5 protein-coding genes are annotated in these 25,318 nt (G+C 36.5%); all 5 read right to left on the reverse strand.

What is annotated here, in order from left to right; translation table 11 throughout:
- Positions 1-207: 207 nt before the first annotated feature.
- Positions 208-1,824: an adenine deaminase gene (gene ade / locus AVL50_RS20120; RefSeq protein WP_062618361.1), complete on the reverse strand. Its 1,617-nt coding sequence runs from the start codon at positions 1,822-1,824 to the stop codon at positions 208-210.
- 175 nt (positions 1,825-1,999) lie between these two features.
- The gene (locus tag AVL50_RS20125) at positions 2,000-2,602 is read right to left on the reverse strand and encodes a porin family protein (protein WP_062618281.1); all 603 of its coding nucleotides are present in this window, start codon (positions 2,600-2,602) and stop codon (positions 2,000-2,002) included.
- Positions 2,603-2,988: 386 nt separating this feature from the next.
- Entirely contained in the window at positions 2,989-22,701 is a 19,713-nt protein-coding gene (locus AVL50_RS20130) for a PKD domain-containing protein (RefSeq protein WP_062618282.1), read from the reverse strand.
- Between the two features lie 211 nt (positions 22,702-22,912).
- Positions 22,913-23,977: a type IX secretion system membrane protein PorP/SprF gene (locus tag AVL50_RS20135; RefSeq protein ID WP_062618283.1), complete on the reverse strand. Its 1,065-nt coding sequence runs from the start codon at positions 23,975-23,977 to the stop codon at positions 22,913-22,915.
- A 320-nt stretch (positions 23,978-24,297) separates the two neighbouring features.
- Positions 24,298-25,236, reverse strand: a complete 939-nt coding sequence (locus tag AVL50_RS20140; protein ID WP_062618284.1) for a lysophospholipid acyltransferase family protein — start codon at positions 25,234-25,236, stop codon at positions 24,298-24,300.
- Positions 25,237-25,318: the final 82 nt, after the last annotated feature.

Consider the following 25,318-nt stretch of genomic DNA (forward strand, 5'->3'; position numbering starts at 1 on the left):
TGACATTTTTGTGATTTAATACTCTAATTTCATCTTTTTACCCATTTCGTAGTCATGGAAGAGGGTTCTTAATTGGAATTGTAAGCGATCCTAAATCTTTTTGTATTATCATTTATTAAGCACTCTGAACCCTTTTATTGCAGTTTTTATCAAAAAAAAGAGACACATCGTCAATGTGTCTCCATGTTATATCTCTTATTCTAAAGATTATTTCACAATTAGGTCTGTAAATTTAAATTCAGCTCCATCAAATAAACCTTTATCACTAAGTTTTAATTGAGGAATGACAAGTAGTGCCATAAAAGAAAGTGTCATGTAAGGGTCATGTAATTCACTTCCGTATTCTTTGGCCTTATTAAGAAGTTGTTGGTATTGTTCTGCTACAACCTCTCCATTTTCATTCGTCATTAATCCTGCAATTGGCAATTCCAGTAAATTGGATTCATCATTGGAGACAATACAAATACCACCTTTCATATCTATAACCTTATTGACCGCTTTGTAAATTTCAAAGTCAGAAGTACCTACGGCAACAATATTATGAGAATCATGAGCAACTGTAGAGGCAATGGCTCCCTTTTTCATACCAAAACCCTTTATAAACGCAATAGAAGGATCTGCATCTTCATAGCGGTTGACTACTGTCATCTTTAAAACGTCATTCTCCTTGAAAGATTTGTATTCATGAACTTCAGTAGAAGTGATTAACTGCCCATCATGTGCTACAATGCATCTGATTTTATCATCTTCTTTAAAGTTGGTATCGAAAAAGGATGAAGGCTTTTTGCTACAATTAAATTTATTGACAACTTCAGCTTTAGGAGTAGTAAATAATTCCTTGCCGTTCTCTGCTACTTTTTCACCGTTAATATACGTAGCAAGAATGTTGAAATCTGTGATACTATCTACCACAATGAAATCAGCATAATCTCCAACTCTCAATTGCCCTACATCTAAATTATAATGATTGATCGGATTGACAGATGCTATTTTAATTACATTGAAAATATCATCACCGTTTTGGATCGAGCGGTGCACAAACTTGTCCATATGATAATCAATCAGCTCATGAGGGTGAGAATCATCAGTACAGAACATTAAAGATTCGGGGTCTGTTTTGATAAGTGGTGCTAAAGCATCGTAATTTTTTGCTGCACTTCCTTCTCGGATCTGAATTTTCATTCCCGCTTCAAGCTTATCTTTTGCCTCTTCTAGTTCTACGCATTCATGATCTGTAGAAATGCCTGCACTTGCATAATTTCTAGCTTGACTGCCTTTCAATCCAGGGGCATGTCCATCTACTGGTTTCTTGAGTTTCTTTGCTGCAAATATTTTCTGTTTAACTTCTGGGTCTCCATGAAGAACGCCCGGCCAATTCATCATTTCAGCAAGGTATTTTATATCATTACTTTTCAGTAGTTCTTCTACGTCCTTTGAATCAATGGTAGCACCAGCACTTTCAAAGTTTGTAGCAGGAACGCAGGAAGGGGCTCCAAAGTTAAATTTAAGAGGTGTTTTTTTTCCATCTTCAATCATGTATTTAACTCCTTTCACACCCAAAACATTGGCAATTTCATGTGGGTCAGAAACAGTAGCTACAGTACCATGCCTGACCGCAATTTTTGCAAATTCTGTGGGAACTAACATTGAGCTCTCAATATGGATATGAGCATCTACAAAACCTGGCATTATATATTGATTACAGCCTTTTGCTGATTCATCGTATTTGATAGAAGTGATTTTTTTCCCTTCAAACGTTAAAGTGCCAGGGAAAATGACTCTTCCATGAACATCTACAATATATGCTTGTATTTTCTTTTCCATTGCTTCCATAATTAAACAAAGCCAAAATACATCTTAAGTATGAAGTATTTTGGCTTAGTTTATATAAAGATTTAATTGTTGTTGTAATTTAATATTGAGTAGATATATGTCTTAATTTATTCATTAAAAGGCTATCTAAACTCTTGGTTACCTATTAGTAAGATCACTATTGGATCTAGAAAACGAGCGCGTAGGCTACAGTAATGTCAAACCTTGAAATAGAAAGGTCGTTTCCATCAGCTCTTGATATATCTGTAAAACCTGTTACGTATCTAAAATCAATCATGACATTTTCAATCAATGCTCCAACTCCAAAAACCATTGAAAAGTTAGAGTTATTTAAATATCTCATGCCGTCTCTTTCATTGCTGTTTTCGGCAGGGCTTAATGAACCGTCTAAAATATTTGTAGGCCCTTTTTCTCTTGCTCTCGCCAAAATACTGACCATTGGCCCCGCATTGAAGAAAAAGCGTTTCGATTTTCCAAAGGTAAGCTTCGCTAGAATTGGGAAATCGACATAATTCAAATTGACAGTAGTTCCCTCTGATTTTGAGCTTATCATAGAGTACATGCATTCTGTCTGTAATGAAAACAGGTCGCTTGTAGCGGCTTCTACTACTACACCGAAGTTGAAATTAGGCTTGTAGTTAAAATCATTGGCACGGTTGGTTTTAATAGTTGATATACTAGTACCAATCTTGCCTGCTACCATAATACCTTGTCCAAAGACAGAGTAAGAACTAATCAATAAGCTAAGGGCCAAAAATAGTTTCTTCATATAAGAATAGGTAATTTCAAAAAATTTTAGTGGATACCAATACAAAATTATTTGCTGATGCAAAGATCATTTTTATTAATGAATTTATAGAAGATACGAGTGAAATACTTTCTGTTCTCATTATTAAATGGTCTAAAAATTCTGTCTTGTCTCTAAAGTACTGAATAAAAAGTTCTGTAATGATAAGGTAAAAGAGAATGCTGACTCAATTGAATGTAACGTATTATTAGATTATTTCATCACACTACTCTCTAAGATAAACCTTACATAATACCGAATCTTTTTACTTCTATCATGTACTTAATATTTAAAGTTACTATTCTTTTTATGTAGTTATAAAGAAAAAACGAGATTTCTTGTATTGAATCGAAATCTCGTTTAAATAATTATCTAATTAGTAATATTTGTCCTGTTTTTTCTGTGACAGATCCATCTTTTTCAGAAACGTATCGGATAGTGTAAGTGTAGTTGCCTGATATCATATCAGCACCTTTGTACTTACCATTCCAGCCGTTTCCGTTGCTACTTGCTTCAAATGAAGTTTTGTATTCTTTATGGAAAATCGATTCACCCCAGTTATTGAAAATATGAAGGTCAATATCGATAGCGTATGCAGGTTCTAACAGGAATTCATCATTAATACCGTCGCCGTTTGGTGTAAAGGCATTTGGTGTGTTCATTCTTGCAGGACAGATTTGATTTACTGAAATAGTATCAATAGTAGTACATCTTGTAGCGTGGGTCTCATCTGTCACCATTACAGTATATACTCCCGAACGGTCTCTAGTGACCACTCTTGAAGTTTCTCCTGTATTCCATTGGTAGGTAAAATTATTACCTTCAACAGCACCTACTTGTAATAGGTCACCAAACTCAAAACAGAATGTAGTGTCTTCCAATACCATCTCTGGGTTTGGATGGAAAGTGGCTTTAAACTCATGTGTAAATTCACACATTGTTCCTGAAGTATGTTCTACCATTGTTGTTACAGAATAAGTGCCATTCTCTAAAACATCAATAGTAGGAGTGGTTTCTCCAGTGCTCCATGCATAAGTTTGAATTGTTCCTTCGTACTCAGGAATTCTTGCGTCAAAAGTAATGGCTTCGGTTTCACAAGACTCTTGTTCGCTATCCATATCGATATCCGGAATAACATGAACTGTGATATCATGTGTATTGATACACCCTTGTTTATTGGTTACCGTCAGTGTATAAGTCGTTTCTTTTGCTGGTGCTACTTCTATGTCTTTTGTGGTTTGACCAGTATTCCATTGGAAAGAAACAGGGACATCTACTTCTGGTGAAAGCGTAGTCGTTAAACCTTCGCAAATCCAAATATCAGAGGCTAAAGTAACTACAGGAAGAGGAGTAACTGTAATAGAGTCAATATAGGTGTTAGTACAACCTCCGTTATTAGTTACTTCAACAAGGACTTTGAAAGTACCTGCTTCAGGGTATTGGAAAGAAGCATTGGTTTCGAAAGCATCAAATAAGGCTCCGTTGGTTTCATTGTAATCAAAATCCCATTTTACAGCTTTTACACCATGATCACCGCTTTGGGTCAACTGTGCTGTAGTATTGACAAACTGTGCGACTTCACCAATACAAATATCACTGAAAGTAAATGAAGGAGTAGGGATTTCATGAATTGGAACTACTGAAGTGAATGTCTCTGAAATACATCCTGCAGGTGTAATAATTCTCATATTCACAGGGTGATCACCAACTGTATTGAAAGTATAAGTAGTGTCTCCTGATGTTTGAATTTCATAAGATCCATTGTTGTCAAAATCCCATTCAAATACACTTCCTTCATGAGGAACTTCTGCATTTCTTGTAGAGAAGTGCATCAATTCTTCTTGACAACCGAATCCTTTGTCTACTACAAAATGAGCGATTGGTGTTCTATGGAACATGATATTCATGGTATCAACAGCAATACAATTTGCATTCAACTTATTATTGACTCTTAATACTACTGTACTGTTGATTTCAAATGAATTAGAATTGAAGACCGGATCAGAAAGCGATGCTAAATACGAATTCATGTTGTTTTGTGCATTTACGCTACCTCCAGTGGAATGGATTACTTCCCATTCATAATCCATTCCGGTCAATTCTGTCTCATTAGGGCTTAACAGGAAGGTTCTTTCTTGACAATCTGCCATATCATCCGGTAAACTCACTGTAGGAGTTCTAAGGAACGTCACCACAATTTCATCTGTGCTTGTACCACAGCTGTTCAATTGGTTTTCAGTGGTCAATGAAATATAAGCGGTCACAGATGAGGCATCGTCAGGAATATTGGTTACTTCAAATGTAGGTTCATATTCTGTCGCATTATTAATAGTGATTTGGGCATTTGGATCAGATTCTCTCTTATCAGAATCAATTCGGTTGATCACCCAATTATAACTGAAGTTACCAATCAATTCTTCATTAATAGGAGTGGTTGTGATTAGGGTTGAATCACAGCTTACTTGAATATCTTCTCCTAATGCCGTCACTGGACTTCTAAAGAAGGTCACTTCTATGGAATCAGAAACCATTGTACAATAAGGGTTTGCTGGATTAGAAACCGTCAGTTTGTACCATGCTGAAACCTGAGCACTTCCCGTTGGGAAAGTAGGGTTATCTAAAGTAACTTCATAATCACTCATTGAACTGATACCGATATTGGCACCGTCAGTTGTATTGATTTCTGAAACAATGCTCATTCGCTCCCAAGTGTAAGTGAAGTTAGTAACTTCATTTTGAGTTGGTCTTAATGTAATCGCATTGCTATCACATGAACTAGGGCTTGAACTTGTAATGCTCAACTCTGGCTGTTTGTGGAAACGAAGTGTGATTGTTTCTGAATCTGTACAACCACTATTACCATTTGATACATTAAGTGTAGCTTCAATTTCAATATATGATGCACCAATTGGGAAAGTAGGGTTTGAGAAAACTAACTCATGACCTCTACTTCCGTTAGAAGTAGAATCTACCGCCCCGGTGTTATTTCCTATATCATCCGTAATATTGATTGTCCAATTATAATCAAAGTGGCTTACTAATTCTTCTCCTGTTGTGATGGTAAATTGATTGTCTTCACAAAGGTCAGAAGCTGAGGTATTCAAGCTGATTTGAGGTGTTCTGTAGAATGTCAGACTTCTAGTATCATTCGCCAAACAAGTATTGTATTGGTAGGCATTATGAGCATCCAAATTGATTGCGAAATTAATCTCACCAGAACCTTGATTAAAGGTATTGACATCTATCAATAAACTATCAAGAACAGACACAGTGTCGATTGTACCACCACTTAGATTATTGATGGTCCAATCAAATACATAATTGTTTTCTTGGCTTGAATTAATACCAAAAGTTAAGGCTTTTAATTTAGCATTGCTGTTACAATCAATCGCATTTGTCAATAAATCATTTTCAAGAATTGGTGTTTTGAAGAATGAAACGCTAATCTCTTCTGTAGTAATACATGGCTGAGAAGCATTGACATTATTATTTGTGATTTGTAATTGGTAACGTAAATCAATTCTAGTTTCACCTTGATCAAATACTGGGTTATTCAGCACTAAATCTCTCACTTGATCATTCGCCATTGAAACCGTTCCATTCGTACTGCTGAGCATTGACCACTGATAAGTATAATCACTTACCACTTCATTAAATGGACTGATTGTCATTTCATTGGCACAGCTGTCATTTCCAGCTTTCGTTACTGTGAAATCAATCATCGGAACTCTAAAGAAGACCAATGTATGTTGTTGGGTATCACTACAACCACTTTCATTTGGATTGTCAGCTGTCAACTCGAAGGTTACTTCAATCTGTGATCGTCCAGTACTGAAATCAGTATTACTAAAGTGAATATCAATATTCTGATCATTATTTTGACTACTTAATAGTGAGGCTGAATTACCATTATAACCATCGATATTAACGATTGACCAATTGTAATTAAAGCCATTGATCATTTCATCACCAAACGGTTTAATAGTCACTGAATCCAAAGCACAACCTGCGTGATTATCTGTAAATGAAATCATTGGTTGACGGGCAATCATTACTGTATAACTTGTATCTGCATCACAGTCAGCATTCAACTGATTTTCTGCATGTACATTGTATTTCGCTGTGATTAATGCACTTCCTAAAGGGAAATCAGAAGGATCTCCGTCAATTGTCATACTGCCAACAGTAGCTGTATTTACATTAGAAAGTGAAGAAATACTTGCTCCATTATCAGTGTAAATACTATCGATGCTCCATGTGTAAGTATAATTATCAGTTCTTGGTTCAACGGTCTGTAATGTAAGATCACTTTGATCACAAGTACTGAAAATATTCGCGTTTAATGATAGTAAAGCATCTCTATCAAATATCACCGTTACTTGATCTGTTGATGTACAATGATTATCAGCGTTGGTCACTGTCAATTCGTAAACTGAGGTTACTCTTACAGCGTTTTGAGGGAAACTAGGACTATGATTTAGGGTTAACGTATGAGTATTTAGATTACTTTCTAATGGTTTAATATTAGAAGCTAATAAATCAATTCCATTATCTGTCATCACACTGATAGGAGTCCATTGATACGTAAATCCTGCATTTTCACTGTCAATAGGGAAAAGTACAACATCGGAATCCATACAAGCAGGTGTTAAGTTCAAGTGACTTAGGCTGGCTTGAGGTGTTCTGAAGAAAGTGAAATTATACGTCTCATTTCCTGTACATGCTCCCGCATTATTTGTGATAATCACTCTATAAGAAACATCAATTCTATGACTTAATGAATCAAATGCAGTTACAGTAAATTGTGCATCTTGATTTTGAGCATCTAAATAAGTGACATCAATTGTACCTCCATTCACAGCTAATTCCGTCCAATTGTAAGTGTAATTAGGGATTGATTCTGTTCCGAATGGACGAATAACATTCACTAATTCACAATTTGTACTATCTAGAGATTGCGTGCTTTTCAGGATTGGGACTCTAAAGAATGTCGCTTCAATAGTGTCTTTATCCGTACATCCCGGCGATTGACTATTTTCTACACTCACCTCATATTCATAAGTGATTTCACTACTTCCTGTTGGGAAAAAACCTTCAATATCAACTGGAGAATTTAAAGTGTAAGTATTGTCATTTTGGATCACTTGAGGAGCAACTAATGTCTCTGTGTTCGGATTGTGATCTACTCTTGTGTCAATCAATGTCCATAAGTAATTGAAGTTAGGAACATAAGATTCTTGGGTTGTCAATAGGATAGAAGACGATGAACAAACTGATGATATCGGTTGAAGTGTTGCATCTGGTGTACGGTAGAATGTGAAAGTAACCGTTTCTGTATCAAAACAAGTTGTAGGGTTTTCTGAGTTACGAACAACAACATTGTAAGTGACATCAATTTTGTTTGATGTAGGGTCAAATGTTGGGCTGTCAAAAACTACATTTTGTGTTGATGAAGAAGAAATGCTGATTGTACCACCCGTTACTGTCTGAGGTGTCCACTCGTAAACAAATCCTGAAATAGTTTCATTACCGAAAGTCGTCACAGTATTTGTGCTTCCACAATCTCCGGCTATCAATGATTGTTGAATATCAATTGATGGAACTCTTAAAATCGTGAAATTGGCACTTTCAGTATCAGTACAAACTTGATTTCCTAAAGTATCATTATTTGTTACTGTCAATTGATAGCGAGCATCAATTTTATGGCTTCCAAGGTCGAATGAAGATTTTTCTAATTCTATGTCTTGTGTACTCATTGAGTAGCCGGAAGTAATTGCTACTTGACCACCTGATAATTGTGTCTGTTGCCAAGCATAATCATAACCATTTAATACTTCTGTTCCGAAAGGTCTGATCAAATTAATTGAATCACAATTAGTGATGCTCTGAGTAAATGTAATTACAGGTTCTTTGTAGAATAAGAACGTAAATGTTGTGTCCGCTTGACAAGTAGTGTTTTCGTTATTCTCTACAGTCAATGCCACGTTAATTCTAATCGTATCGCTTCCATTATCAAACACCGGATTACTAAACGTCAGATCTTGATCCGTTAGTGATGAGTTGGTGATTGAACCACCTACTTCTGTAAAGCTCCAGTTAAAAGTAAAGGCAGAAGAAACATTTTCAGAACCAAAAGGAGTGATTGTATTCGTGATTCCACAACCTGCTAAACTTTGTTGGATATCAATTACTGGCGGTCTGTAGAATACCATTGTATGATTGTGGGCATTTACGCAACTGTTTTGATCCGTATTCTCAATAGAAATTGTCACCGGAATTTCAATCTTATTACTTCCATCCGCAAAAGCTTCAAGAGGAAGTGTCAAACTTAAGTTTTGGCTATTGACTTGACTATAGAAACTGTTGATAACCGAACTAGGTAATCTATTATTATCAGCACCTGTTACATTTAAGCTATCATAAGACCACGTATAATCAAAACCGCTATTGTGAGCAATTACCTCTGTAGTACCTAATGGTGAAAGTGTCATTTCTAATCCACAAATTCCATCCGCTCTGCTTTCATTGAAATTCGTAAAATCAGCTTGACGGTAGAGTGTTGTGGCAATACTCATTGAGTCTTCACAACTCGTCGCATTTCTATTATAAGTTTCTAATAAATAACGTGTGTCAATTCTAGTCGAATTCAGATCGAAAGAATCCACCGTCAATGTGATATTTTCATCATTGGTATTGGTACTTGTAGTGATTGTACCACCTGTTCTTGATACTTCCGACCAAGTGTTATTGTAGCTTCCAATAGCTTCATTAGCAAAAGGTGAGATCGTCAAAGCGTTAGAACAACTATCAGCTGTTGCTCTTGTATAGGCAAGGTTGATATCTGGTGTACGGTAAAAAGTGAATGAGACAGTTTCTGTATCAAAACAAGTCGTAGGGTTTTCTGAGTTTCTAGCTACAACCGTATAAGTGACATCAATTTGATGTGAAGAAGCATCAAAAACAGGAGTATCAAAAGTGACGTTTTGAGTTGAATTAGAAGAGAGGTTGATTGTACCTCCAAGAACTGAAACTGGCGTCCATCCAAACGTAAATCCTGTAATTGTTTCTGTACCAAAAGTGGTTACAGTGTTTGAATTGCCACAGTCTCCTGCTACTAATGACTGCTGAATTGTCATAGATGGAACTCTAAGGATAGTGAAATTGGCACTTTCAGTATCAGTACAAACTTGATTTCCTAAAGTATCATTATTTGTTACTGTCAATTCATAACGAGCATCGATTTTATGGCTTCCAAGGTCGAATGAAGATTTTTCTAATTCTAGGTCTTGCGTACTCATTGAGTATCCTGAAGCTATTACAATCTGACCACCCGATAATTGTGTTTGTTGCCAAGCATAATCATAACCGTTCAATATTTCCGTTCCGAAAGGTCTGATAAGGTTGATTGAATCACAATTTGTAATGCTCTGAGTAAATGTAATTACAGGTTCTTTGTAGAATAAGAAAGTAAACGCTGTGTCCGCTTGACAAATAGTGTTTTCATTATTTTCTACGGTCAATGCTACATTAATTCTTATGGTGTCACTTCCATTATCAAACACTGGATTGCTAAACGTCAAATCTTGATCCGTTAGTGATGAGTTGGTAATCGAACCACCTACTTCAGTAAAGCTCCAGTTAAAAGTAAAGGCAGAAGAAACATTTTCATTACCGAAAGGTGTGATCGTATTTGTGATGCCACAACCAGCCAAACTTTGTTGTATATCAATTACCGGTGGTCTGTAGAATACCATTGTATGATTATGGGCATTTACGCAACTGTTTTGATCCGTATTCTCAATAGAAATAGTAACCGGAATTTCAATTTTATTACTTCCATCCGCAAAGGCTTCAAGAGGAAGTGTTAAGCTTAAGTTTTGGCTATTGACTTGACTATAGAAACTGTTGATTACTGCACTTGGTAATCGATCATTATCAGCACCTGTTACATTCAAACTATCATAAGACCACGTATAATCGAAACCGCTATTATGTGGAATTGCCTCCGTAGTGCCTAATGGTGAGAGCGTCATTTCTAATCCACATATTCCGTCCGCTCTGCTTTCATTGAAATTCGTAAAATCAGCTTGACGGTAGAGTGTTGTAGCAATACTCATTGAGTCCTCACAATTCGTTGCATTTCTATTGTAAGTTTCAAGTAAATAACGTGTATCAATTCTAGTCGAATTCAGATCGAAAGAATCCACCGTCAATGTGATATTTTCATCATTGGTATTGGTACTTGTAGTGATTGTACCACCTGTTCTTGATACTTCCGACCAAGTGTTATTGTAGCTTCCAATAGCTTCATTAGCAAAAGGTGAGATCGTCAAAGCGTTAGAACAACTATCAGCTGTTGCTCTTGTATAGGCAAGGTTGATATCTGGTGTACGGTAAAAAGTGAATGAGACAGTTTCTGTATCAAAACAAGTCGTAGGGTTTTCTGAGTTTCTAGCTACAACCGTATAAGTGACATCAATTTGATGTGAAGAAGCATCAAATACAGGAGTGTCAAAAGTAACGTTTTGAGTTGAAGTAGAAGAGTGGTTGATCGTACCTCCAAGGACTGTCACAGGTGTCCATTCATATACAAATCCTGTGATTGTTTCTGTTCCAAATGTAGTTACTGTATTAGTAGGTCCGCAATCACCTGCTGATAATGTTTGCTGTATATTGATGGATGGTACTCTTAAAATAGTAAATGAAGTACTATCAATATCAGAACATAAAGCATTACCCAAGGTATCCGTATTACTAGCCGTCAATTTATATTCAGCATCGATTTTATGACTTCCTGAATCAAAGGATACCATTTCTAATTCGATATCTTGAGTAGATAATGAATAACCTGATGTGATGCCTAATTGACCTCCTGAACGCTGAGTTTCTTCCCAAACGTAAGTAAAACCATTTAAGATTTCTGTTCCATGCGGTTGAATTAGATTGATGGAATCACAACCTGTCAGACTTTGTGTAAAGTTGATGACTGGCTCTTTGTAGAATAAGAAAGTGAATGCTGTATCGGCTTGACAAGTTGTATTCTCAATATTTTCTACTGTAAGTGCTACATTGATTCTAATGGTGTCGCTTCCATTATTAAATACAGGGTTTGTAAAAGTGAGGTCTTGATCGGTTAATGAAGAATTAGTCACTGTACCGCCAACTTCCGTAAAGCTCCAATTGAAATTGAAAGCTGATGAAACATTTTCAGTACCGAAAGAGGTGATGGTATTGGCAACTCCACAACTCGTTAAACTTTGCTGAATATCAATCACAGGTGGTCTGTAGAATACCATGGTATGATTGTACGCATTTACACAGCTATTTTGATCTGTATTTTCAATAGAAATCGTAACTGGGATTTCAATCTTATTACTACCGTCAGCAAAGGCTTCTAATGGGAGTGTCAAACTTAAATTTTGGTTATTGATTTGACTGTAGAAGCTATTAATCACAGCAGTAGGTAAAATATCATTATCTGCTCCTGTTACATTTACACTGTCATAAGACCACGTGTAATCAAAACCACTGTCATGCGGGATGTTTTCTACTAGACCTAATGGCGAAAGTGTCATCTCTAATCCACAAATTCCATCCGCTCTGCTTTCGTTGAAATTCGTGAAATCAGCTTGGCGGTATAATGTAGTCGCTAAACTCATAGAGTCTTCACAAGCGACAGAGTTGGTATTAAATGAAGTCAATAAATATCTTGTGTCAATACGTGTGGAATTGATAGCAAATGTATCTAAAGTGATGGTTAAATCTTCGTCTGTTAAAGAAGAAGTTGTAATTGCACCACCTGTTCTTGTAACTTCGCTCCAAGCATTTGTAAAACCATTGATTCCTTCACCTGCATAAGGAGCAATTGTTAAAGCATTGGCACATGAATCCGCTGTAGCTCTTGTGTAAGTGAGGTTGATCTCTGGATGACGGTATAATGTAAAGCTAAATGTAGTGTCGTCATCACACATAGATTCTCCTGAGTTGAGAAGTGTGATCATGTAAGTTGAGTTGATCTCACTTTCCGTAGGGTCGTAATCTACCGCAGTAAATGTGATCGTTCGATTTCCGTCATGGTTCGTAGGGTTTGTAACTACTGTTCCTCCAGATTCACTGATTAATGTCCAATCAAAATCAACATCTAATAACATTTCATTAGTAGAAGATACCATTACTGCATTTTGACAAGCTCCAGTCATACTTGTAAGCATCACTTCTGGAGTTCTGTAGAAACGGAAACTCACGGTGTCTTCTGCAAAACAAGTCGGTTGATTCGAATTGATCACTCTTAATTTATAGTGAGCGGTCATAATAGAATGAAGATCCGTAAAGCTATCTACTAGCACATTTAATTCTCTATTGGCCAAACCGCTATCATCAATGACCACGCCTGAAACTTCTCCATTAGTAGTGGACATAGAATCTAAACTCCATTGATAAACATAACCGTTGATGTGTGTGTCAAATGGCGACGCTACTCCAGTGTTATCACATTGCTGTGCTTTAGTGGATAAGAAATTAGTTTTGATTTGAGGGGTTCTGTAGAAATAGAAAGTATAAGTCTGTGTATTTCTACAGCTATTATCTAAAATAGCTTCGTTATTGACAGCTGTCAACTCGATTGTAATTGCAATGACCGATTCTGTGTCTATAAAATCATCATCAGTTACTGTGAATGAAGGGTTTTGAGTAGTGTAAGTGTCATTGACAGCATAAGTGCTACCATCATAACCTGTGATGTTTTGAATTTCCCAATTGTAAGAGAAACCATTGATTATCTCTCCTCCAAATGGTTGTAATGTTGTGGTCAAATCACATGAATCTGCTTTCTGCTCTGAGAAGCTGATATCAGGATATCTATAATATTGGAACATTACAGTTTTACTCGAATCAGCACATGTAATGTTTGAATTAGAATGTCTGATATTCAAATCCATATTGAAACGAAGGATATGAGCACCATTCTCGTAATCACCGTCAACTACACTAACATTTAAGTTTTGGCTATTTTCATTTAAACTTAATGTATTTAGAATCGTTGCTGAAAGCGTGTTTCCATCTGCACCAGCCCCTGATACTGAAGTAGGGTCGAGTGTCCATGTGTAGTCAAATCCATTGTTATGATTAATTACTTCTGTCAATCCTAAAGGTGAAACTTGAACTAAGCCTCCACAGAACCCTAAAGGTTGTTGTTCATCGTAACTGTCATAATTTGGCGTTCTATAGAAATAGAATTCAACTGTATCTTTATCTACACAGCTTGTAGAGGCAGAGTTTACCGCTGTCAATTCATACTGAACGGTAATGGTTGTTGAATTTAAATCAAAAGTATTTGCAGTGATATCTAAATCAAGATCGGAGTTGGTAGAGTTTTGAGTAATTGTACCACCACTAACAGAAAGCTGTCTCCAAATTCTTGTAAATAATGGAATATCTTCACCGTTAAAAGGTTGAATCACATCTGCTAATGCACAAGAATCCGTTTTTGTGGATGCAAATTGAATCTCTGGAGTTCTGAAGAATGTGACTTGGAAAGTAGTATCATCATCACAAGTGTGCGTGGATGGGTTACTGATAGAAAGGGTATATTCTGCATCGATTTGTACAGCATCGGTATCCCATGAAGCAACATCAATGGTGAAAACTTCTGTACCACCTGCTGTGCTATCAATTGTACCGCCAGAAATTGAATTTAAATTCCAATAGAAATCCGATCCGTAATGAATATAAGCTTCATTGGTTGATCTGAATGTCATTGAAGAATCGATAGAAGCACAATAAGACATTGGGTCATCAAATGCCATTTCTGGTGTTCTATAAAACTCAAAGTCTACTGTTTCCTCATCATAACAATCAGGATATTCTGTATTGAAAACTCTCAATCTATATTGAGCATCAACCTGAAGACTATTCGTAGCAAAAGTATCTAATGAAACTGTGATTTGACGATCTGTTAAAGAAGAATTGGTCACCGCTCCATCTGTTTCACCTACTTTGGTCCAAACGTAACTAAATCCATTGACATTGGTAGCAAAAGGTTCAGATGTAGCAGTATGATCACAAGTGTTGACTTTGTTGGATAGGAAAGGAGTAGCGATTTCTGGTGTTCTATAGAAAATCAAAGTATCCCTAACAATATCAATACATGATGAATCTGCCGGTGATAATTGATTTTGAACTTCTAATGAAACAATCATTTCGATCTTTGCTTCAGTAGGTGTAAAATCACTATCTACCAGATTTACATTAAGGTCTTGTGTCGTAAAGGTTTGCCCAACTCCGTAAGTAGTATTGGTGTAATTCGTAATGGAAACAACTTCCCAATCATAATTAAATCCTGTGATGGTTTCTGTACCAAAAGGTTGGAGAGTGGTAGAAAGAGCACAACTATCCGCTTTCACTTCCACCATGTCAATTACTGGAGGTCGTTTGAATGAAAGAAGAATAGTGGAATCAACAGCACAATTTACGCCTGATGCTGAGTGTTCAATATTTAAATCTAATTCAAAAGTGATTTCATTACTGCCCGCATCAAAAGCCGTTAAAGGCATATTCAAATTAAAGTTCTGTGTGTTGACTTGGTTTGTAATGTCTGTAATTACAGAAGCTGGTAAAGTGTTAGAAGGTGCTCCTGTAACTGTTGATGCGTCTAAAGTCCATGTATAATCAAATCCTTCAGTGTGATTGATGACTTCAACAGTATCTAAAGGATATAATTCTACCGATAAGCCACATTCACTATTAGGTTTTTGCTTTCTGAAAACATTTAAATTAGGTGTTCTGTAAAATTGGAACATTACAGTGTCAATATCACTACAACCTGTAGCATCACTATTCTCAACATACAGTTCATAAGCGACATCAATAAAAGCGGTGTCTTGATCAAAACTTGTAACATTGAAAGTAAGATCCTGATCTGTTAGAGCATTTGTAGTGATCGTACCTCCATTGACATATAGCTCTCTCCATTGGTAATTATACCCTGTGATTGCAGTAGTACCAAATGGTCTGAATGTATTGGTTAATGCACATGAATCCGATCTTGTATCTGTAAAAGCAATATCAGGTGTTCTGTAAAAAACGATATCAAAAGTGGTATCATTGTCACAAGTACTTGCAGTTGAATTGGCAATATTGACAGTGTAATTACCATCAATTCTGTGTGATGTTGGATCGAAATTATCTACCTCAATGATATATTCATTACCATTGTCAGTTGTGTTTAAAGTACCACCTGAAACCGTATTTTCAACCCAAGTGAAAGTTGCTGTGTTCAATGCTTCATTATTGGCCGTAACGGTATCCACTAATGCACAATTTAATGCTGTTGGGTTATAAGAGATTTCTGGAGTTCTATGGAATTCAATTGTATAATTTTCTACATCCATACAAGTTGTCGAAGCGGAATTGGTTACTGTTAATTCATACGTTACAGTAATGACTGTTTCTCCAGTATTCCAACTTCCCACAGAAAGATTGATGTCTTTATTGCTAGTAGCGTCGTGATTTACAGTTCCGTTTGAAACGGATGTTTGTACCCAAGTATAATCAAATCCAGGGATGACTTCACTTCCAGAAGAAAGCATCACGTTTGTAGCACAATTATTTCCGCTAGGCCAAGTTTCAGAGAAATTGATATCTGGAGTTCTAAAGAAATCTAAAGAGATATCTCTATTGATACCACATCGAGGAGAAGAGTTTTTTCGAACTCTATTGTTCATTACTATCGTAAACTGAGATTCACCTGTAGCGAAATCAGCATCCGTAAAGTTCAATGTTCTAGTTTGAGCATAAGTATCAGGAATTGAAGCTCCATTATATTCTGCACTTGCGGAAGTAGCTCTCCATCTATAATCAAAATCAAGTGTTTCTGTGTGATGATTTAACGTCACTGACAAATTACATGGATCAACTCTAGGGTCCATTAAGTTTAACTCTCTTGGTCTTCTTTCAATATTGACAATAAAAGAGGTATCTTTTAAGCAAGTGTTATCAAAGCTGTTTTCAACATGTAAATCGATTTCAAACCAAAGATTTAAAGAGTCATCTTTGAAATAATCTTCCACTACATCTAAAGAAAGGTTTTGCACTGTATCACTAGCTGTTACTTGATTAATCAAAGCACTTAAGAAAGCTGGATCAACGTTATGATCACTTGCACTTGAAGACATAGACCAAGTGTAATCATAAGCGGTGTTGTGAGGTAAAGATTCTGTTAGTCCAAAAGGATGAAAATCGACAACGTATAAACTTCTATTTGATGTGTTACAAGTTGGATAAGCATGGCTTAAAGAAGCAAAATCAGGTCTTCTGTAAAATTCAAATTCAATACTATCTCTATCTGTACAGCCAATTGCATTGGTAACATCAATATAATATTTCGATCGAATAATAGTCGATCCATCATTATAGCTGTTAGGACGAACGGTAAAATTCTGATCTGTAAGGTTTGTTTCAGTCACTGTTCCACCAGTAAGGTAAACTTGTGTCCATTGATACGTAAATCCATTGATAGTTTCAGCACCAAACGGCAAGGCTTCGTAATACGCGGAAGTATCACAGGCCATTAAAGTTGTATCTAAAGCGATATTAGGGAAACGGTGAAATTGAACATCAACAGTATCAAACGTTGTACATGCAGTAGGATGATTGTTGTCTACAATTCCCAATTGATATCTAACATCAATTACACTTTCCCCAGCATTAAAGTTACTTTCATTGACATCAACAGTAGCGGTGTGTGAATTAAGATTGTTTTCAATGACAGTTCCGTTCGTAGGTCCTGTAAGTTTAGACCAAGTGTAAGCAAAGTTAGTGCTGTCATTTGCAATAGGTCTTAAAGAAACGGTTTGGTCATCACAAACGATCAAGCTATCTGTTCCAATTTCAGGATCTGGATTTTCTCTTACATGAACAGTTATACTATTATTATGACTACAACCTCTAGCAGTCGTGACCATTAGTCGAACTGTATAAGTTCCTTCATTGGCATAAGTATGTGCGGGGTTTTGAACAGAAGACCAATTTCCATCACCAAAGTCCCATACCCAAGCATTGATATCATTTACGCCAGCAGGTAAAACTCCACTGCCAATGTAAGAAGCAATATTTGCATTACTCACTGTTGAAAGGTCATTGAATTGCATTTCTTGACCTAAACAAACTTCATTACTTAAAGCATCCGATGTTCGTTGTGCAGAAAGATTAGCCACAGGATCATCAAATGAGAAAACTAGGAGAGAATCAGTCGAAGGGACGTAATCAAAAGTACATCCTTTATTTGTTGTCACTCTCAAACGAGGCCTTAAAACGACATTGGTTCCTATAATTGCACCTGTATTGTAATTATCCCTTAAGGTATCAAATGAAACTTGAGGAGATCTATGAATCAATGTATCTGTACCGCCAATGTCAAACGTTCCGTTGTTATTAAAATCCCAATCCCATCGTACAATCTCATCATCAGTAACTGGCGTAATACTCGATTGATCATTGAATTGAATCCCAAAACTTTGACAGACATTTGAATACGTGAAATCTCCAACGGGAATAGAATTTACAACCACAGAATCTTCAGTAGTTTGATGAATACACCCGTCAGCAGAAGTCACTCTTAAGGTAACAGGATAAACACCTTGTCCTGGAAAAGTGTAAGTGGAAACGGCTGAGGCAGTATTAAAGTCATAAGTGCCGTCGTTGTCAATGTCCCATTCGTAATTAGCAATTGTACCTCTCGTATAAGTGCCAAAAGCAGTCGTAGAAGCATCTAACGTGGTAGCATCACCACCACAGACTTCAGTATTTGTAAAAGAAGCGACAGGCGTAGGATTAAAAATCACTCGAATGTTATCCGTCATCACACATTCTGAAACATTCAGAGCGTTATTTGAAGCGTCATTTTTGTCAACATAGGAAGCAATAATCGTAGCTTGAATGGTATACAATTTACCATCAGCATCATCAGGATTAATGACAAAAGGGTTAGTGTCAATTGGCCCGAAGCTAAAAGTAACTTCAGTATCGTGACCGCCATTCACTTGTGAAATTGGGTTGCCATCCACAAACCATCTATACTGTAATTCCCAAGTATAAATATAATCTACGGTTTCAATAGTATCCGTTGTGCTAAATTGACTACTCCAAGAAAGGTCTTCAATATCTAAAGTGTAAGGTCCATTGTCAGTACATAAAGTAATGTCTGGGTTTGAAATGTCTGGGCATTTTAAAATGGTCATGTCTCCGGAATAATCGGCCGGGTAACTACAGCCATTTTCATCAAGAAAAGTCAAGTTAGGAGTAATTGTACTTAGATTTACACCTCCAATGGTACTATTATACGTGAAAGTCTGAAGACTGTCAGAACCTAATAAACCATGACCTGATGACCATTGGTAAATTGTATTTGTAATATCAGTATTGGGATCCATTACAGGATAAGCGACCATAGAGGTTGTGGCTGGTTCAAACCCAATTTTCTTTAAGATTTCATAGCTACCCGAAGTACCGCCCACTTCAATTGTCACAGAATCGGAAACATCTTGACAACCTTGTGCATCAGTCACTGTTACAATGGCTTTGTATTGGCCGGGTCTGTCATAATAATGTGTTACACTTCCTGTAGTGGTTGTAGCGTCTACTGTTCCATCAGCATCAAAATCCCATTCCCATGAAGAAATATCTACATCATATAAAGTGTTGGTATTATCTAAATCTTGACGTCTTGTAGTATGTCCTGAAGTTTCAAAAAGAGAATCTCCAAAACTTATAAATCCAGGGCAGACTAAACTTGTGGTATTTGGTGTGAAATCAGCCTCCAATTCTCTCATTGTTGGGACTGTAAATGTGAGTGTATTGTCAGAAGAACAGCCAAACTCATCTTGTACATTGACATTCATCGTGTACGTACCTGCGGCAATAGATAATCTTGCCTCGTCATTGGATTGAGAGATGGGGGTAAGCGGAGATCCACCTATTGAATAAGTTATAGTTGAAGTGTTTAAGTTGTATACCTCATTATCATCTAAATCTAAATCAACCACAGTTACAATTTCATCACATAAATAATCAAATGAAATGAAGTCACTATGAGGGGCTGGGAAAGAGAAATCGGGTCGAGTGACAATGATGCTATGTGTGTAATCTGCTGTGCAACCATCGACTTCCAACTCTAAAGTGATAGTGTGTGGCGTGCTTTGAGGTGAATTGGCACTTGCAAAAGTCACTCCCGTTAAATCAGGAATATTACCGCCTGTAGCAGTCCCTGATGCTTGATCTACCCCATCTACTTTCCATGTATAGTTTGGTGAGGTAGGGCTGAACATCAAATTCACACCTTCAAAAGTGAAATTGTCACCTACACAGCCATTATTTGGTCCATTAATAGTGACAGATCCACCCGTAATTTGAATAGGGCCAACGGTGTCATTAAAAGAACATCCACCTGTTGTAGTAACGACTACAGTACCGTTATAATCACCAGGTATCGGAAATGTAGTGTTTACTGTAGAAGTATTGGATGAAAAAGTATATTGAATGGTAGGGTCAGCAATATGGGTAAAAGTCCATACATAAGTGTCTCCAAGGTTTCCATCACCAGCATCAAAACTTAAATTATTATTGACGCATGTTCCTGTTGAGGTTTGAGGAGTAGGTGCGAGTTGTGGTAATGGGCCAGGCATAAAAAAGGTCGTATCTTCTGTATCTGAACAGCCATTTCCTGGTTCCATTGCTTCAATACGAACAAATACTTGTGAGCTTTCAGGAATTTCACCTTGTGTATATCCCGCAAAAGTCGGGAAGTCTGGTTCTGCTAAGAAATTAAAGTTTTCATCTTTTGTGATTGGCGAAGTCCATGTGACAGCAGGTTGACTTGGAGGTGTAATGGTTAACGTCCATCTGTAATCGGTATCAGCTGTACCTAGTGAATTATTGACAAAACTTAAGGTTGTAGGGTTACAATCATCTGTTGTCATTTCATGTTCTGCTTCAGAAGGTTCGATTGTAATAAAGACCGTTGTAGGTTCACCCGGACAACCATTAACTAAAGCTCTCAGTTGAACTTGAAAAACTCCAGGAAGAGCAGTTCTGTTATCGTCTACAATATCTCCGTAATAGTAGGTGCCTAAACCATTAGTGCCCACATCAACCCAGTCTAAATTACTGCCATAGCGGTACTCATAAATGATAGGATATTCACCTGATAAACCTAATCCAGTTGTATCAGTTGTTGTAGTTGTTGAAAAATTAACAGCAGTTCTAATGCATATTGGGTTAGTATCTACATTTAAAGTCGGATAATCAAATACTTCACCTACTTCATATAGATAGTCAATAGAAGAGTACTGACATTGGGGGTTGGCACCAATTGAATCTAATGTCATAGAGTAAGTGATTCTATAGCTACCATGTCCTAAGTTTGAAAAATTGAGCGGATTAGTATTGTAATAGGTCGTGTCATTATTGACGGTGTTTATAACCATCCATTCTTCGCTATCTACATCAAAAGGATTGATGACTGTGGTTCCAGTTTGATCTATCCATGTGCTTGAGCCAAAGAAAGTATCATTGGCAGGCTCACAGGCTTGTGTCTGTCCGGCGGCAGTTAAGGTGAGAGGAGCAGAATAAACATCTATACTGTTTAAGGCACAATTGTCATTGATGTCTCCAGTTTGTGCATCAAAATAAAGCTCGATGGTGTGACTTCCTGTTCCTGAAACAGCAATAGTGTCAATCATGGCATTATTACCTATTGGGTTTCCTGTGTCCCCATCCAAAACCCAATAAAAAGCACTTACATTTTGAAGGTTATTAGCTTGGACAATTACATTGAAATTCTCATTACAGTATTCTAATTCATTCGAAGAAATACTAATTCCTCCTTGTGGTAAAATAGGGATCACTTGTGGATCTGTATAGCTACAACTGTTGTCTGCAACTCCATTTAATGTTGCCGTTACCGTCACGTTTAAAGGGTTGGGTGTGGCATTTGAAAAACTATGTGAGACTACATCCCCAATGGAGTGCACAGTGGGAGATGATCCATCACCAAAATCCCATGTGATATTCATTCCTACAAGCTGAGGATCTATAGCAGAAGGAGTGTAAGTTAGAATATGTTCATCACAATCACCTGAAACCGTTGGCGTTCCGTATAAAGTGCTTATACTTCTAAAATAGATGTCAATTGAATTGTTTACAGTACCAGTACAATTATTACTTTCCGTGCCAACAGTAACATTAAAATCATTACCTAATGAACTGTCAAATGAATGTGTGACAGTATTAATAGATGTAGTATCTAAGGTGCCATCACCAAAATCCCAGAAATAAGTTGGAGAAACATTTCCTCCATCTATATCAGTAGAGGTTGCTGTGAAAGTCACATTTTGAGTGGTGTTACAACTAAGGGTTTGTGATGCAGTAAAAGAAGTAGAATAAGGTTTTTCGACATGTATATAGTCATTTTGTCTATAAATAAATTGACAGCCATCTGTTGTTGTGCCGCTTAATACCACATCATAATCCCCTGGGTCGTTCAGTGTTATTGTCGTGGTATTTCCTGTTAAAGGATAAAGTTGATTGTCCACTAAAAATGATAAACTCGTAAATGTTCCGGGTGTTGTTTGTGTTAATGTAATAGTACCACCCACGCAAATACTTTGAACATCGGCGAAAAAGGAGCCTTCTGGTTGATCAAAAACTTCAATGATGTTTAGTCCTGTGGTTATGGTTTTGGTGGTTGTAGTAGCACTTAAAGAGTCATAATCATCAAAAGTGACTGTCATGCCATAGACTCCAGTAGTATTAAACTGTTCAAATGGAGTGGGTAGATTTGAAAACGGAGCTTGAGTTACACTATTGTCAATTCTGGACCACATGTAATTGGAATAGGAATGACTAGCCTGGGGAGAAATGGAGAACTCTATGGCTACACCTCCACAACCACTAATTACTACATTAGGATCAGAATAGGTAGTTCCGTTATATTCTCTGATGATCGTTTGAGCATGTAATTTATTGACTAAAAGACTTAGGGTACAAATAATCAAAAAAAGTAATGTTTTTAATACCGACTTGTTCATAATATCTATGTTCAGCACACTTAAAAGGAAGGTCAGCCCTTTTCTTTATAGTTAGTGAGTAATTGGTACAATTAATATTTAGCGTTGGATAGCTTTCAAGACACTTTTAGGTGTATTAAAAATTATCCTCTTAGAATTTAAGAAATTCTAAGGGGATAATTCAACTTATGTAAGTATATTCTGAAATGTTTTAAATTAAATTGTACTATTCTTATAACAAAGGGGATGGACAAGATAATTCCAACGGTTTTCTCTTAGGTTTCTTTCGATAATCTTTATATAAATTAAAGGTATATTGTAAACTAATTTCATGTGAGTTTGCATTTTGTTGTGGCAGGTCAGAAGTGGTAATATCATAGCTGTATCCAAAGTTGATGTTTCCCATTTTTATACCCGTCAGTAGCACCACTGCGTCATGGTTAATGGCGTTGTCTTTTTCAGCACTTTTCAGTAGTGGTAGACCTCTGTACCAAACGCCAAAAAGGAGAGGAGCGTAGTGTAAGTAAGCGCCAATACTTAATTGATCATTTTTGCCTTGAGATTGATAATGTCCAGCAATCGTTATTGATCTTCTTTTGTATTCTGGAATATGTGTTCTATGTCCCTTATATTCTAAAGGAATCATATAACCGGCTTCTACAGAAACTTTGACAGGGAGATAAGCTTGTTCTCCTAAAAATGATATATTAGGTGTAGTGATATGTTTAAGTCCAACACCAACCCAATACTTCTCGCCGTAGAGCATTGCACCTGTACTGACGTCAGCGTAATTTACTTGATCGTTAATGAATGGTTCATTAGTAGCTCCGCCTGTATAGCCAAAACTGTCTAGTTGGTCATTGAAAATCAATGCAGAGCGGTCTAGTTTGTTCTGTCCATAACCTACTTGCAATCCAAGGTTTAATCCCATGTATTGATTAATGCCAATAGTGTAAGATCCTGAAGCAATTGCCTCTAAATGAGTGAGTGGTGTTCCTTCGTTAACTCCAAATTGATCTTGTTTGATATAACCGCCAAGTGAGAAGTTTTTGTACTTGAAGTTATGGTCAAATGCGGCCATAAATGAGACAATACTTGAAGGTAATCCTGCCCATTGTTTTCTATAGTTTACAACGGCTCTCGTTTGTCCTCCAGATCCAGTTAATGCTGGGTTCAGGTACATAGGAGTGGCGTAATATTGTGAAAACTGAGTGTCTTGAGCGATGCTTTTATATGGAGTGAAATAGGATGTGATAATAGCAATTAAAAGCAGATGGTGAATAAAATTAGGTTTCATAGTAAGTTAATTGGGTGAGTATTATTATAAGAACGTTTTCTATGGAATTTGTGTTTCTAAAAAAGTGGAAAAGTACTTACATTGTAAGGGTTCGGTGACTTTCAATCTTGACAATTGAAAAAGTTAGTTTTTTATTCTTTTATCTTGAAATCTTACTTAACTTATTTGAATTGTAAATTGTACTATTCTAGTATTTAGTTTATAATATTACATATTTTATTTAAAATAATATTCAACCTTACTTTAATGCAACCAAAAAAAGGAAACCAATTTGAATTGATTTCCTTTCTTTTTTATCTCAAAATAGAGCTTAACGACAATTAGCTTACATCTGAAGCAGGTTTTGACTTCCATCTTTCATGGAACCATACCCATTGATCTGGTGCCTCGCGGATAAATTTCTCTAAAGCCAAAGACATATTTTGAGTGTTGACGTTAATATCTTTTTCTCTGTCTCCTGTTTTCACAAGTGGAACTTCAGGTCTGAACTCTAATAAATGTTTTCCGTTCTCCTGTAATTTAATAGAGGCGGGAATAATTGCAGAGTCTGCTTTTAAAGCTAGCATTGCTGCACCAATAGGAGTGGCCGCTTGTTTGCCATAAAAGTCAACGTAAGTATTCTGAACTTTATCTGTATCTTGATCAATAAGTAAGAAAGCTAAACCTCCGTCTTTTAATTTCTTGAACATTTTAATACTTCCGCGAGGGTCAGAACGTTCAACAAAATCAGCTTGATCATTTTTGTTATGACGACGAGTATTGACTACTAATTCATTGAGCTTATCATCATGCAGTTTTGCGCCAATGGCGATACATGGGTAGTTATTCATACTTAAATAAAAACCTACCATATCAAAAGCACCTCTATGACAAGTTAAAAGGATAACACCTTTCCCTTTTTTATGAGCATCAATTAAGTTTTGTTCACCCTCAACCTCAATCACGGAATTCAGTTCTTCTACAGTTTTAATAGAAGGATAGCGAAGAATGTCTGTAAAATTTCGACCTAGATTTTTAAAGACATTTTTTGCAATTTTTTCTATCTCTTTGTCTGTTAGCTCATTTTCATAAGCGTATTTTAAGTGCTTTAATGTGAGATTTTTTGTTTGAGGCATCACATAGTAGACTAATCCACCTAATTTGCCGAAAGTCCACATCAAAGCTTTTCTTGGTATCCAGTTCGCTACTTTAATTAATACTACAATAACCTGGTACAAAAGCTCATATTTCACTTTTTTCCAACCTTTATGTTGACTCATCTTTGTAGTTTATTTTTTGAAAAATGAATGATCTTTTTTGTAAACGCTATATAGAAAGAAAAGTTCTCTTATTTCATTAAAA

It is taken from the genome of Flammeovirga sp. SJP92, assembly GCF_001583495.1.
GTDB lineage: Bacteria > Bacteroidota > Bacteroidia > Cytophagales > Flammeovirgaceae > Flammeovirga.